The sequence below is a fragment of the Leptospira kirschneri serovar Cynopteri str. 3522 CT genome (genome assembly GCF_000243695.2).
GTDB classification, from domain to species: Bacteria; Spirochaetota; Leptospiria; order Leptospirales; family Leptospiraceae; genus Leptospira; species Leptospira kirschneri.
This window is the reverse complement of sequence record NZ_AHMN02000007.1, coordinates 87,316-101,702: the sequence shown is the minus strand read 5'-3', so window position 1 is coordinate 101,702 and position 14,387 is coordinate 87,316. Positions and strand designations below refer to the sequence as shown.

The window sequence follows — 14,387 nt, the reverse complement described above, 5'->3', positions numbered from 1 at the left end:
GTTTTTTAAAATTCTTTATACTGAAAGATCGTTTTGAAACTTACACATTAGATCTTTCAAACAAAGGACGTCCCAGTGATTACAAATCAGATTGAGCCGGAAGAATCGCAAACGTCGTTTCTTCTAAAAAAAATCCGAAATCAATTCGAATGGATTGGCCATTTTAGGAATCTTTTTTATTTGGGAATCCGAGCCAAACTTGCCATCTTTACCGGAACTTTAATTGCGTTTACGGTTATGGTCCTTACCGCGATCGACGTGCACCAACAAACCGAAATTCTTACATGGAGTTATGAAAAAGAAGCTTCTATCTCCAGACATTATATTTCCGGTTTAGTGCTCGAATTGGAAAATCTTTCCAGTAGTTTGATTCGTGTAGAATCGTTTCGAGAAAAGGTCAAACGCCAAAGTCAAGCTCTACGTAAGTATAGAACAAAAGTAGTCACTCAGGAAACGAAAGAACTTAACCTTTTCGGATTTAAAACGAAACTTTTCGGAGTTTTAGGAAAAGAACGTAAGTCATCCATTAAAGAAACATACTATTCTGTTTATCTTTCTAAAACGGATATAGACGAACTTGAAAAAAATACTAAACTTTTATTAAAAGATCCGAATGGTCTTGCTATTTCAGATGAAACGTATTCTAAACTCAAGAATATGGCTCATCAAGTTGTTGTTTTAGAAGCGGATTTGAATGAACAGAAACAAAAATTGGAGGAATTGCGCGTTTCAGAAAAAACTTCTGAAAAAGAAAAACAAAATTTAGAAGAGGAAATGGATCATTTAAAGAAAGGAGTCGAAAAAATCAGAAACCAACTGGATCGATCTATTTTAGAACTTTCACTCCCTAAACAACATAAGAAGATAGAAGAACTCGGGCTCAACATGTCCCAATATAGGATTCAGACTTTTCCTGTGGCCTTCAATCAAAGCCGAGGAAATTTGATTCCTTCTTTCGATACGAAAATTTTTAAACCAGAAGTTTCAATTAATTCTAATATATTTTTAAACGATATAGACGTAAGTCTGAAGGATTCAATTTCAAAAATTCTTTCCTTGGACTTTTCACAAGATACGAATAAAAATTCGTACACAATTGGTAAAATGGAACTACAGGTATTGTATTCTCCTATTTTTAAAAATCAAAATTCTACTCAACGAGCCAATCGGCTTAAAAAGGAATTGCCGGATTTTGCAAAACATTATCTGCAACAGGATGCTAGTATTGTTCTCAAAGTTCGAGATCTCGTGGTTCCTCTAAAAAAAAGGGTACAAGAATTAAAGGAGAAAAAACCTCCGATTCCTCCTTTTAGGGATAAAACTTTCAAGGATCTCTACGCTCGTTATTCTAAACTAATTGAGGAAAGACGGACGGTATTTGAAACGTTTAAAAATGAATATTCCGAAGATAAAAAGAATCTTAAAGAAACATCAAAAAAATTGAATGTGCCTGAGCGAGTTCGTTCTGTCAAAACGGAGATTTCCTTCCCGATCCAAAACGAAAAAGACGTTCTCATAGACGCGTTAGGCGAGCTTAGAGACGCAGGACTAGAGGATCTGATCGTATTACGATTTAGTCAGAATTCCGGAAATTATTCCGATTATCTAAAGTATCCCAAGGAACAGAATTTATCCAAGGAAAGATGGAAATCTATCCGGGAATGGATTTATTCCGGTAAAAGTGAAACTCCAACTCCTCAACTTAAAAAGTTAATTTCTTACGGAATCGTTTCGCATTCAAGAGTAGAAGCGGAAGAAATTCTTTGGAACTTGGATTCTAAACCTCTAATTGTAGAATCTGGAGACGATGTAAGTTCGACGATATTATCTGCAAATCTCTCCGGAGTTTCAAGAACCATAGTGGATCGTACCGAAGGATTGGAAACGATTCAAAAAAATAAAAATTCGTCGGTTGCCACTGCCTTACTAATTTGTGTAGCCTCTCTTATATTTGCGATTTTAATTTCCGGTTTTGTGGTTCAAAAAATCAAACGGATCATATTTCACGCAAAAGAAGTGGGTCAAGGAAATTTGGAAGTTCAATTTGAACAGGGAGGTAAGGATGAGTTTGGAACTCTTACGGTAGCTTTAAATTCTATGGTCACCGGTTTAAAGGAAAGAGAAAAAATCAAAAATATATTAGGGACGATGATTGATCCAGTGGTGGTCAAAGAAGCGATGGTCGATCTAACGGCTCTCAGACGCGGAAGTGAAAAAAGAATCACCGCTTTTTTTTCGGACGTAGCAAATTTTTCGAATATTAGCGAAAAGTTAACTTCTATCGAATTGGCGTCTTTGTTAAACGAATATCTTTCGGCTATGACACTGATTTTGAAAAAACACGAAGGAGTTTTGGATAAATATATCGGAGATGCTATCGTAGGGATATTCAATGCACCCGTGGAAGTGGACGAACACTGCATCAAAGCGGCGCGTGCTGCAGTCGAAATGATTGAAACCCTTGAAAGACTCAGACAGGAATGGAAAGCAAAGAAGGTTTATATTGCAGAAGCACAAGAAATGCAGATCAGAATCGGGCTTAATACGGGTCTTGCAAAAGTGGGTTTTATGGGAACCGATTCTATTTCGGCTTATACGATGATGGGGGACGCGGTAAATCTTGCGGCAAGACTCGAAGCCGCCGGTAAAGACTATGGGGTTAGTATTTTAGTAAGTGAATCCGTTCAACGCGAAATTAAGGAAGAATTTTTTACCAGGCTTTTGGATGTGGTTCGAGTCAAAGGAAAAAACGAATCGGTTCAACTTTATGAACTCATTGGAAGAGCGGATAACGTTCCGGAAAGATTGGAGGCTTCTGTATTAGAGTTTTCTAAAGGTTTTGAAGCGTATCTCAATCGAGAATGGTCTTTGGCCCAGGAATTATTTGAAAGTTCGCAGATTACAAAAGGTATTAAGGACAAGGCGGCAATCCTTTTAATTGAACGTTGTGAAGAATATAAACGAAATCCTCCGGAAAAAAATTGGGACGGAGTGTATACTAGAACTCATAAATGAAAAATCAGATCGATTCCTAAAAAAAAGATCCCACTAAAGAATATCCAGAAAATAGAATATTCTTTTTTAAGTTTTAAAAAAAGAACACCAAGTGCCGTCCAAAAAAAGGAAAAATATTTTGTTTGAGTCAATGGATGTTGAACCCAGAGTTCCCAATTGGTTGAAGGTTCAATTAAAATCGATTTCGCAAAAAAAATCGTGAGATAAAAAATCACTCCGCATACACAAACGCTTACGTAACTGAAAGCGCTTTTTAACAGATCGGATTCTTTTGATTTTTCGACTATACTTGCACCTCCTAAAATCAATATAAAAGAAGGTAAAAACGTATAATACGCGGTTAACAAAAGCCCCAATAAACCGTAAGAAATAGAACCGAAACGATTTGCACCGGCTAAAAAACCCACGAACGTTAACACCATTACCAGTGGTCCCGGCGTACTTTCGCCAAAGGCAATGGAGTCTATCATTTCGTTGGCACTGATCCAATGGGCTTGGTGGGTTGCAAAATCGGCAACACTAGGTAAGATTGCATATGCTCCGCCAAACGTGATTAAAGCGGTTTTAGAAAAAAATAAAATCAATTCTTTCCAAAATAAGAATTCTTTTTTTAAAAATAATAAAATCCAAAGAAGAGGTAACGTCCAAAGAATTAAACCGATTGTTACTGCACGACTTAATTGTTTAAGAATTTCAGAATATTCAAAATATTCTAAATGTTTAATTTTTAAATTTGTTTGTAGATCGACTTTCTCTAGGGAAGTAGTATTTTCGGATCTTTTTGAAGAAGTAACGGACGGAGTATCTATTTGTGGTAGTGTAACATTATTTTTATTGAAATAAAACGAAACGAAACCGCAAAACATAGCGAACAAAAGAAGATACGGATAGGGAATTGAAAAAAATAAAATACCGATAGAAGTGAGTAAAAAACAAAAAATTTGTCCATTGGATTTAATACTTTTAAAAACCAAGTTTGTAAATGCCATAAAAATGACAGATAATATTGCTGGTTTGACTCCGTTGAAAAACAAAATCACTAATGATGCAGATCCATAATAAAAGTAGAATATACTAATTCCTATAAAAATGAAAACGGAGGGAAGGATAAAAAAAAGACCGGCAAAAATTCCTCCTGCGGTTCCGTGTAAGATCCAACCTAAATACGTTGCGAGTTGTTGTGCCTCCGGACCCGGAAGAAACATACAGTAGTTTAGTGCATGGCGGAATTGATCTTCATCGATCCATTTTTTTTCTTCTACGAGGGTTTGATACATAAGATTAATTTGTCCCGCGGGACCGCCGAAACTGAACCAGCCTAACCGAAACCAAAAACGAATCGTTTCTCCAAATGAAGGAATCAACCTGGAAGTCTCCCGATTTTAAAAAAGAGAGGCCATTCTACTGTTTTTGTCTGAGCCGGACCCCAAGAATTTCGAATATCTTCTTCGATTAAAAGTACCGGATCGGATTCATTTTTTTGAATGTATTTTTGAACGCTGGACCAGGTCCTGAGATAACCCAATAATTGATCCACGTTCCATTCTTCCTTCATACTAAAATGAGGAGGAACAATTTCCTCAAAGGGAAAAGGAATGTTTTTGTATTTTTCTTCTACGTATTTTCTTTCTGGAGGCCAATACGAACCCACAATTTCTACGTAGAGTTTATCAACGAGCCGATCAATTTCAAAAGAAATCGAATGTAGCCCATAACCCCAGATTGCGAGAATTCCTTTTTTCTTTCCGACTCGAATCACTTCTCTATAAAATGGTTCAAAATCAAACCAGTGAAACGCTTGTGCCACCGTAATCAAATCTACTTCATGATTTCTTAATATAGAATTTTCTGCTTTACAAACCCTATATTCGACGTTTTGATGAGGTTCTGCGTTTGCGATTTGATTTTCACTAGGATCACTCGCAATTACTTTTTCGAAAAATTCTCCTAGAGAAACCGCCGCTTGACCGGTTCCAGTACCACAATCCCAGACTATTTTGCCATTAGGGGACAAACTTTTGAGATAATAAAATAGATCCTTAGGATAACCGGGTCTAAATTCAGAATAAAAAGAAGAGTGGGAAGAAAAATGATCTCTGAAATTCATACTCGTAAATATTCAGAGATCATAATATAAAACTCAAGTAGGAATTTAAAAAGTGCCGTCCGGATGTTTCTTAAATTCTTTTTGATTGATAAAAAGATATTGGTATTGAATTTGTTTTCCTTCTTTCGTTTTAGCTTGTATCATCATAGGAAGAAACGTGGACTTTCTAGAAAAGTCGGGAATTTTAACGGTAAAATCCGGAAATTGAACTTCTGAAATTACGTTTTTACTTTTGATTTGGATGGTTACAGACTCCGGTTGAACTCCTTCGAGATGAATTTTAAATTCCTGACCCGCTTTTACCCAGGAACCGTCTTGGATAGAAATGGAAATTTTAGGAGGAGGAGCCATCGTCAAAATGGAGTTAAATGCGGACTGAGACTGTCCCCAAGGAACCAAAGATCTATGGATGTTATAAACGGGTGTTCCTGGCAGATTCTTTCCAGGATTTACCGTAAACGCCATTCTATAGCCGATCGCTTTGGCTTCTTCAATTACTCTAGGATCGAAAAGGCCAAAAGGATAAGCGAGATCGATCACCTTTCTACCGGTTTTAGTTTCTAAAATTTGTTTGGATTCTAAAAGTTGTTTTCGAATTAAGGCGCGACTCATCGTTGGAAGTTTGGGGTGGTATAACGTATGAGAACCCAGATCTAAAACACCACTATCCAAAGCGTTATTCAACTGATCCCAGGTCATGTAATATTTTTTACCCGAAGAAATGATCGATGGATAAATAAATATAGAAGCGGTGAAACCATATTTTTTCAGTAATGGAACTAAAACTTCCCAGTGGGTTTTGGAACCGTCGTCAAAAGTCAAAAGGATAGGTTTATCTGGAAAGTCGGAAGGTTTTTTACCGTTGATATAAGAATAAAATTGATCCAAACGAACCGTTTGATAACCGGCGGCTTTCAAAAATTTAAACTGTTCTTCTAAAAGATTTGGATGAAGATTGTAACCGCCCATAGGACCGCCTTGAGGCGCGAGATGATGATAACAAAGAACCGGAACACCACCACCCGAAACGGATTCGGATTGAATCGTATAACTCGGAGTAGGTGGAGTGTCGTCTTTAACGGTAGGGATCGCGTCTTCGTATTTTTTCTTTTTGGATTTAGAAATATCCTTAGAGATTTGTTCCGATGGGTTTGTAATTTTAGAATTTTGATCCGATATTTTGGAACTAGGTGGTGAGTCTAAATCTTTTTTTTCCTGTGGATTTTTTTTAGAAATTGTATCTCGAGAAGAAGTTGTAGTGCTCGTTTTTCTTTTTTTTTCGGGATTGAGAAAATCGTCTACGGGGGAAGAAAAGAGAATGGAAGGAACTAAAATACAAAGAATTACACAAGTGAACAAATAATTTCGCATAACGCGGGAAGGAAATCTAGATACTTTACAGTTTCGATTTCGAATAAGATAGAAAAAAATTAACGTTTTAAAATTAAAACGAATTTTAGAAGTTGTTGTTTGCATTCAAAAATCCGGGACAAGAGTATTCGGTTAGTGTTTTATCTCACTTTTCTACGGCAAGCGATTCCCGGAGTAGAATTCCTATTGTTTAAAAAACAAAAAGTGAAGAACCATTTCCGAATAAATTTGGATGAATAAAAGAAGATAGCCCCGATCTTAAGACCGGGGACTAGAAGAAGTTTCCCAAAAGAAGAGAATTTATTTCCCTTCTTTTTCCCGGATCAACCTCTTTAAGACCGATTCGCTATGGGTGCAAAGTTTTAAGATACCACCCTTTGCCGGTTTTTGTTTGTCGAGTCTTAGAAGTTCGGAAGCAAAGCGAAACTTCCTGCGTATATGATTCACTGCCGGGATAGAAGTTCTAAAATTTTTTGCCAACTCATGATCAGTTAAACCTTTAGAATTGAGATCAAAGAATTTAGCTAACTTGGTTTTATCCCAGACGATCTTCTGATCGGATCTGTAGTAATTGTGTTGTTCCAGACGTTTGCTATTACGTTCGTAAGAACCTTGATTTCTCTTCTTTCTCCAGAAGGGATGTCGGTTTCTTGCGTACTTAATATCGTCGATCGTATACCCGGTAGACGTAAGCCATTCGGATGTGATACTAGATTTTTTAGGACCGGTCAGTTTCGATTTGATGGATAACTCGATGTACTGCTCCGGTGTCGATGCTGAAAGTAGTTTCCGTTTTTCTTTTTCGTAGATTTCCATATTTTTTTACGCTCATTAAATTAGCCGAAGAATATAAACTCTTCAAACTTAAGAACAATACTTATCATAATATGGTTAACTTGAAAACATTTTTCCGAATTTGAAAAGAATTTCTCGAATGTATTTCTTGTTTTTGAAAATACACTGAAGTAATTCGACACTTACTAACTAAAATACATTTCTTATATAAATTCAAATTCGTATTTTAGAGGATTGATGGAGTCGTATAACAGTTGTTGACAGAAGATGGATTGTTTTTTTGTAAGGGAAGTTGACTGATTTATCGCCTAACAGCCGTCTGTTTTTGGTTTGTCAAAATGCAATTTTAGTAGACGGAAGTGTCTATACTGCAAAAGAAATGGAGCGTTTCTTTTACAGTTGTGCTCCTTGTCTCTATCAAGTTTTGAGAAAATAAAATGAATTTAAGGGCCGTTATTTGTAGTATGAAAATCGTAATTTTGGTTTGTTAATTTTGAAATTTCTAATTTTTAGATTTAAAAATAGAAAAGAATGAATCTTTTCATCTAAATTTTAAAGAACTAGAGGTTGTATACTTTTTAGAAGTTTACCAAATTCCATATAACTTGTTTAGAAATTTAAAATAAAAAAATGAGGTTTTATTTTTATATTAAAAAGCTGAGTTTAGTACGAGTATACGATTTAGAAAAATAGAATACGCTTTAGTAAAAAATTTTAAAATAGAGAATCCCAAAAAACAAAAAATGCGTTAGAATAGTATATCATGACGGGTGAAAATACCTTCCCACAAAAAGAAACAAATGTAAAAATCCGAAACGTATTATTGGATTTAGACGGAGTATTGTATACCGGAAATACTGCTCTTCCAGGTGCGTCTGAAGTAGTTTCTTATTTAAAAAAGAATCATATACCTTATCTGTTTTTGACGAATACTACTACAAAATCGAGAAAGGAACTTTCGGAATTCTTAAATGATTTAGGGATTTCGGCAGAAGAAGAAAAAATTCTGAATTCACCTAGAGCCGCTGGAGAATACATCCGAGAAACAGGAAATCCAAAAACTTTTTTCGTTATCAAAAAAGAAATTCAAGACGATTTGGAAAAAGTTAACTTAGAATCTAAGACCCCTGAAGCGGTGTTAGTCGGAGACATAGGGGAAGAATGGAACTATCAAATTTTAAATGAAATTTTTCAGAAAGTGAAAAACGGAGCCAGGTTGATCGCTCTTCATAAAGGTAAGTTTTGGCAGACAAAAGAAGGATTGATGTTGGACATAGGCGCTTTTGTGTCCGGAATTGAATACGCTACAGGGATTAAAGCCGAAATTATAGGTAAACCTTCGGGAACATTTTTTAATGCTGCTTTAAAAATAATTTCTGCGGAAGCTTCTGAGACGATCATGATAGGAGACGATCTGGATTCTGACGTAGGAGGTGCACAAGCCTGTGGTATTCGAGGAGTTCTCGTAAAAACCGGGAAATATAGAGATGGAATATTAAAAAGTTCAAATATCTCTCCCGATGCCGTTTGGGAGAATATAGGCTCTTTAATTTCTTTCTTTCAAACGATCTAAAAACTTAAATTGGTTTTTCTATACCAATCGCTTCTAAAAATTTAGCAGGTCGTTTTGAATTTAGGTTTAGAATTACCCAATCTGTACTCGCGTTACACGAAATCGTCTGATTGCTCTGACAGATGATTCTTTGTTGAAATACGGCGCGAGTAGTGGTTTTCAAAAATAGATCGGATTCGATCAAGATCGTTTCCGGATAATTGATTTCCTTTTTAAAATCTAACTGGATCGAAAGAATCACTGGCCCAAAATTTTGAGTTTTTAGTTTTTCCATAGAAAAACCCCAATCGCGCATGGCTCTCATCCGAGCCTCGTCTAGGTAGCCTTGAAAATTTTTATTATTCACATGGCCGTTTGGGTCTAATTCATCCCATCGAATTACAATTTGTGTCGAATGTTCTTTTCTAATTTCGGTTAATTCTTCCGATTTCATTCTAATTCCCTAATATTTAATATACCTTATGTAGTTGAATTTTTAGTAAACTTGTGTCTTGAAATTTTTTAGATAACTTTGGAATGACCAAGTAAAATTCTCCCGCAAAATCCCTGTTTGACGACTATTACTGATCTCTATAAAATTGAGTACCGTTAATTCTATCATAAAACGCTGATTCTATGTAAAATATTAGATACTTTATTATATAGTTATGAGAATAGAATGAAGTCGTTTAAAAATAAATGCTCCGTTCGTTTTATTTCATGAAAACGATCGATGGAAGCAGTTTTGTCAATCGCCACTATGGAATTTTTCAACAATTCTAATATAAAAATCATTTTATAGAAACTCTTTGATAAGTTTTCGATGAACAGATAAAAAATTTTCGAGATAAGACGGGTCACCTGTAGCTTTTGCAAGAAGCATTGCACCTCTCCAAGAAGATTCTAAAACCTGAATATGAATTAAAATTTCTTTAGAATAATTTTTAGGATCCAATCGAAGAGAATCTAAAATTCCTTTTGAGATAGAATCCAAAGAGAGTTTTAGTTTGTTTCTCAGTTTTTGTTCTTTTGGAGAAGAACATTGAGAAAGTACATTGATTAGACAGGAAATACCGCCTTTCAAAAATTTCTTTTCTAAGATTATTTTTTGTTCGTATAGATAGGATAGTTTTCGTTTTCCTTTTTCTAGAGTTTGATTGTTCCAAAGGATCGCGTTTTGTGTATATTCTTCTAAAGCTTCGATTAAAAATTGATCTTTAGAAGAAAAATAATTATAAAAAGATCCTTTAGGAATTTTCGCCTTGTTTGTGACTTCTTGGATTCCAACGGTGGAACCGTTTTGTCGGATGAGATGAATTCCTGTTTGAAGTATAGATTTTCTTTTAATCGCGGATTGAGTTGCAGAAATTTTCATTTTTTTAAGTTAAAGCATTGTTTGATGTTTTCTAAATTTTTTATACTGGAATAAAATTTTATAGAGTTTGGAAATTCTTTACTTTTACTGATAGCTCTATAACAGAATACCTAATATTTTGCGCTCAAACAAACTTGTGTAATTAAAATTTGCGATATTTTTTAAATTTAATACGACTGGTCATATTAAATTTCAAGTAAAATTTATGGAATCACTCTAAAAATAATCTAGGAGTTTCATGATGAACTACACAATTTAACGTGAAGGGGTTTACTTTGTAGTATGGTTTTTAAGATAACGTGAGTTCGGCATAACAAATGCGAAAGCGAAAGCGATTATTATGCTGCGATCCACAGAAAACAGCACCTGAGCTTGAAAAATTCCGAAGGAATTGGAGCAAAAAGAACTCAATGAAACGCTCTCTACCACCTTACCCACAAGTATTTAGATTTCAATATTAAATCTGTGGGAATTACGACAAATCCTCTGTAAAACTGAGTTCCCACCCCACAACGCGACCCATAGGAAAGCGTTGTGTTGAGTTCTTTAACGCGATTCATAGGAAAGCGTAAAGTGGCTCCAAGGATACAGGGCCCTCTGTGAATTTGCAAGAGAATCCGATTCTAAATACGTATATATCTGCGATAGAGAAGCGGATATATACGAGCTATTCCAGAAATACGTAGTTGCTGGCGAAAACGCTCCTGATATGCTTATACGTGCAAATCACGAAAGGAGGATAGAAGGTGGAGGATGTTCTTGGTCCTATCTTGAAACTTTGGAGCCTGCACATACATATACGATTACTGTGCCAAGGAAGAAAGGAAAAGAAGCAAGGGAAGCAACCATTGAACTTCGATTTGAAAAGCTAACGATAAAATCCCCTCAATATAAGAAATTAGAAAATATTGATATGTATGCGTTAACCGCAACTGAAGTAGACGGACCCGAGGAAGAATCCATCGATTGGAAATTTCTAACCACCATTCCTATTCACAATTCAGACGATGTAAAAAGAATGATCGCATATTACAAAAGCCGTTGGGGGATCGAGATATTCTTTAAGGTTTTAAAGTCTGGATGTAATATTGAATCCACTCAATTTAAATTTGGAGATCGATTCAAAGCTTGTATTGCAGTCTGCGCTATCGTTGCTTGGAGAGTTATGATGTTAACATTCTTAGGTAGAAATATTCCCGGTTTAAAAGCGTCCCTTCTATTCGAACCTTTTGAATGGAAAGGGATTTATTGTAGGATTTTTGAAACTCCAAAACCACCTAACAAAGAACCCGATTTGGATTCCGTTTTGAGCTGGATTGCCAAATTAGGTGGATACTTGGATCGTAAATCCGACGCTCCTCCTGGACCACTGGTAATTTTTAAAGGCCTTATGAGAGCTATGGAAATGGGTTTATGTTTAAATTACTTACCAAAGCCTGACTTGTGGGTAAGGGGTTATGGCTCTCTACGGATCGGTCGTGAGCCATTTTAAGTATGAAATTTGCGAGCTACAACGACGACCCTCGTTGCACCTGAGTTTATTATTCGCCCAATTTTATAAGAAGCAGTAAACCAATGCCAATCAATAAAAAATCTGTAGGGACTAAATTCTAAAAAATGAATGTTTAGAAACTGTAAGTTCATTCATTTGTAGGAACTACTGCAAATCTTGATTTTACAGAGAAATCCTTAAAATTGTAGGAGCTCATACAATTTTAAAAGTAAAAAGCGTTTAAAACACGTTCATTTTCTGGGTAAAGGCGCTTGAATTCGTAAAAAAATCTTGCAGATATCAAGATATCTTGATATCTTATCCTTGGTGGAGCAACTCTTAGAAGCCAAAACTCATTCTGGAAATGGTCCCAAACAGATTCTTTCCGCACTTAAAGCGCTTTCGGATGAAACTAGAATTCGAATTCTACACATTTTATCCCTATCCCCTTTAAATGTACAGGAAATTACAGAGGTTTTGAGAATGGGACAATCTAGAGTTTCCCGACATCTCAAAATTTTAACCGACGCGGGTTTTTTAATTCCGGAAAGAGAAGGTTCTTGGGTTTATTACCGGATTCCGGAAGAAAAGAAAAGCCCCGTTTTTTCTTCGGAAATTACCGAACTTCTTCTGAATTATAAAGAAGACCTTCCGTATCGATCGGAAGACCAAACCCAAATTTCGGAAATTCTTTCCAGAAGAGATCAAAAAAACACATTCTATTTTAATAATGTAGCACACGACTGGGAATCGATTCAAAAGGATGTATTAGATCCTGCAATTTATCGCAAAAAGATTCTTTCTTATTTACCGGATTCTTCCTCGTTAATTTACGATCTGGGTTGCGGCCCCGGAGGTTTAATTCCTTATCTTTTGACAAAATCGGATCAGGTAATCGGAATTGATTCTTCTCCTAAGATGTTGGAAGAGGCGGAGGTTGCATTTGCGGGAAATTCTCACGTATCTTTTATCCGTTCTCCTTTAGAAAACGTGACTTCTTACACCAAAGAGAAGTCTGACGCAGTAGTCGCTTCGATGGTGCTTCATCATCTTTCCAATCCACCTGCAGTTATTCGCGAAATTTATAAAATTCTAAAGTCTGGCGGGACCTTTTGTCTCGTAGATTTGAAAAAACACAACCAAGAGTTTATGAGAGATAGTTTTTCTGATCTTTGGTTGGGATTTGATTATTCACTTTTACAAGACTGGCTGGAACTTTCCGGTTTTAGAGTTATTTCTTACGAAGAATTTGATACGGATAATGTTTTTAAAATTTTGATCATTCAAGCAAAGAAAAAGGAGGACTAAAATGTCCGCAACAACACAAGAAAAAGGCTTAAGCTATAAAGTAAAAGATCTCTCCCAAGCTGAGTGGGGAAGACAAGAGATCATTCTGGCGGAAAAAGAAATGCCGGGCCTTATGGCGTTAAGACAAGAGTACAAAGGTAAAAAACCTTTGGCTGGCGCAAGAATCGCCGGATCCCTTCACATGACGATCCAGACTGCGGTACTAATCGAAACCCTGACGGAACTGGGAGCGGAAGTGAGATGGTCTTCTTGCAATATCTTTTCAACTCAAGATCATGCCGCTGCTGCGATCGCTAAGGCTGGGATTCCCGTCTTCGCTTGGAAGGGCGAAACCGAAGAAGAATATTGGTGGTGTATTGAACAGACCATCTTCTTTGGAGACAAGGGACCAAACATGATTCTCGATGACGGAGGAGACCTTACTGCTTACATCCATGAAAAATATCCTAAATTGTTAAGCGAAATCCGAGGTATTTCCGAAGAGACCACTACGGGCGTTAAGAGTCTTTACAAACTTCTCAAAAAAGGAGAATTAAAAGTTCCTGCTTTTAACGTAAACGACTCCGTTACTAAATCCAAATTTGACAATTTATACGGATGTCGTGAATCTCTCGCAGACGGAATCAAAAGAGCAACAGACGTTATGCTCGCTGGTAAAGTAGCTTTGGTCTGCGGTTTTGGAGACGTAGGTAAAGGTTCTGCGGCTTCTCTTCGTAACTTTGGTGCAAGAGTGATCGTAACTGAAATCGATCCGATCTGTGCTCTTCAAGCTTCTATGGAAGGGTATCAAGTTCTTCGTGTAGAAGACATCATCGAACAAGTAGACATCGTAGTAACAGCAACCGGTAATGATGACATCATTACCCTAGAACACATGAAAGCGATGAAAGACGGAGCGATTCTCTGTAACATTGGGCACTTCGACACAGAAATTCAAATGTCCAGACTGAACGGCGAAAAAGGTGTAACTAAAAAAGAGATCAAACCTCAAGTAGACAAATACACTTTCCCAGATGGTAAATCTATCATCGTTCTTGCGGAAGGTCGTCTTGTAAATTTAGGTTGTGCTACCGGCCATCCTTCTTTTGTAATGTCTTGTTCGTTTACCAATCAGGTATTAGCTCAGATCGAACTTTACAACAACAAATACGAGTTAGGCGTTTACACTCTTCCAAAACATTTGGACGAGAAGGTGGCCGCTCTTCACCTCGAACAGTTGGGAGTTCGTTTAACAAAACTGAACCAAAAACAAGCGGACTATTTGGGAGTTCCTATCAACGGGCCTTTCAAACCGGATCATTATAGATATTGATCCTAAATTTTTCCAAATGACGGACTTTTGATTTATGATCCTTTGTCCGTCTTGGAAAAT

Annotated in this window: 10 protein-coding genes and 1 pseudogene; 5 read left to right on the top strand and 6 right to left on the bottom strand. The window is 36.4% G+C overall.

Annotated elements, in window-relative coordinates; genetic code table 11:
* Positions 1 to 75 precede the first annotated feature (75 nt).
* The gene (locus tag LEP1GSC049_RS216850; RefSeq protein ID WP_016560731.1) at positions 76 to 3,015 is read left to right on the top strand and encodes an adenylate/guanylate cyclase domain-containing protein; all 2,940 of its coding nucleotides are present in this window, start codon (positions 76 to 78) and stop codon (positions 3,013 to 3,015) included.
* On the opposite strand, the gene chrA is transcribed toward LEP1GSC049_RS216850, so the two are convergent.
* The 4 genes from chrA to LEP1GSC049_RS216870 all read right to left on the bottom strand — a co-directional run bounded on the left by chrA (position 3,006) and on the right by LEP1GSC049_RS216870 (position 7,309).
* Positions 3,006 to 4,379, bottom strand: a complete 1,374-nt coding sequence (gene chrA, locus LEP1GSC049_RS216855) for a chromate efflux transporter (protein ID WP_004762668.1) — start codon at positions 4,377 to 4,379, stop codon at positions 3,006 to 3,008. The genes LEP1GSC049_RS216850 and chrA overlap by 10 nt on opposite strands.
* Entirely contained in the window at positions 4,376 to 5,122 is a 747-nt protein-coding gene (locus tag LEP1GSC049_RS216860; protein ID WP_004757699.1) for a class I SAM-dependent methyltransferase, read from the bottom strand. The genes chrA and LEP1GSC049_RS216860 overlap by 4 nt, the downstream gene beginning before the upstream one ends.
* 45 nt (positions 5,123 to 5,167) lie before the next feature.
* A complete protein-coding gene (locus tag LEP1GSC049_RS216865) occupies positions 5,168 to 6,598 on the bottom strand; it encodes a polysaccharide deacetylase family protein (RefSeq protein ID WP_004756227.1) in 1,431 nt (476 codons plus the stop codon).
* A 195-nt stretch (positions 6,599 to 6,793) separates the two neighbouring features.
* On the bottom strand, positions 6,794 to 7,309 hold the full coding sequence (locus LEP1GSC049_RS216870) for an LB099 family protein (RefSeq protein ID WP_000409183.1): 516 nt from the start codon (positions 7,307 to 7,309) through the stop codon (positions 6,794 to 6,796).
* Positions 7,310 to 8,051: 742 nt separating this feature from the next.
* Between LEP1GSC049_RS216870 and LEP1GSC049_RS216875 the strand changes: the two genes are divergently transcribed.
* Positions 8,052 to 8,861, top strand: coding sequence for a TIGR01458 family HAD-type hydrolase (locus LEP1GSC049_RS216875; RefSeq protein WP_004756306.1), 810 nt, complete (start codon positions 8,052 to 8,054; stop codon positions 8,859 to 8,861).
* A 4-nt stretch (positions 8,862 to 8,865) separates the two neighbouring features.
* Here the strand turns inward: LEP1GSC049_RS216875 and LEP1GSC049_RS216880 are convergent, their stop codons facing one another.
* Together LEP1GSC049_RS216880 and LEP1GSC049_RS216885 are read right to left on the bottom strand one after the other, a co-directional pair.
* Positions 8,866 to 9,294 (bottom strand): acyl-CoA thioesterase, encoded by a 429-nt coding sequence (locus tag LEP1GSC049_RS216880; RefSeq protein WP_004757625.1) that lies wholly within the window; start codon positions 9,292 to 9,294, stop codon positions 8,866 to 8,868.
* Positions 9,295 to 9,636: 342 nt separating this feature from the next.
* Positions 9,637 to 10,215, bottom strand: a complete 579-nt coding sequence (locus tag LEP1GSC049_RS216885) for a TetR/AcrR family transcriptional regulator (RefSeq protein WP_016560721.1) — start codon at positions 10,213 to 10,215, stop codon at positions 9,637 to 9,639.
* Positions 10,216 to 10,777: 562 nt separating this feature from the next.
* Between LEP1GSC049_RS216885 and LEP1GSC049_RS216890 the strand changes: the two are divergent.
* The 3 genes and pseudogenes from LEP1GSC049_RS216890 to ahcY all read left to right on the top strand — a co-directional run.
* Positions 10,778 to 11,655 (top strand): annotated as a pseudogene (locus LEP1GSC049_RS216890) (IS4 family transposase); the annotation flags it as partial.
* Positions 11,656 to 12,031: 376 nt separating this feature from the next.
* A complete protein-coding gene (locus LEP1GSC049_RS216895) occupies positions 12,032 to 13,015 on the top strand; it encodes an ArsR/SmtB family transcription factor (protein WP_016560749.1) in 984 nt (327 codons plus the stop codon).
* A gap of 1 nt (position 13,016) precedes the next feature.
* Positions 13,017 to 14,327, top strand: coding sequence for an adenosylhomocysteinase (ahcY, locus tag LEP1GSC049_RS216900; protein ID WP_004756351.1), 1,311 nt, complete (start codon positions 13,017 to 13,019; stop codon positions 14,325 to 14,327).
* The last annotated feature ends 60 nt before the right edge of the window (positions 14,328 to 14,387 follow it).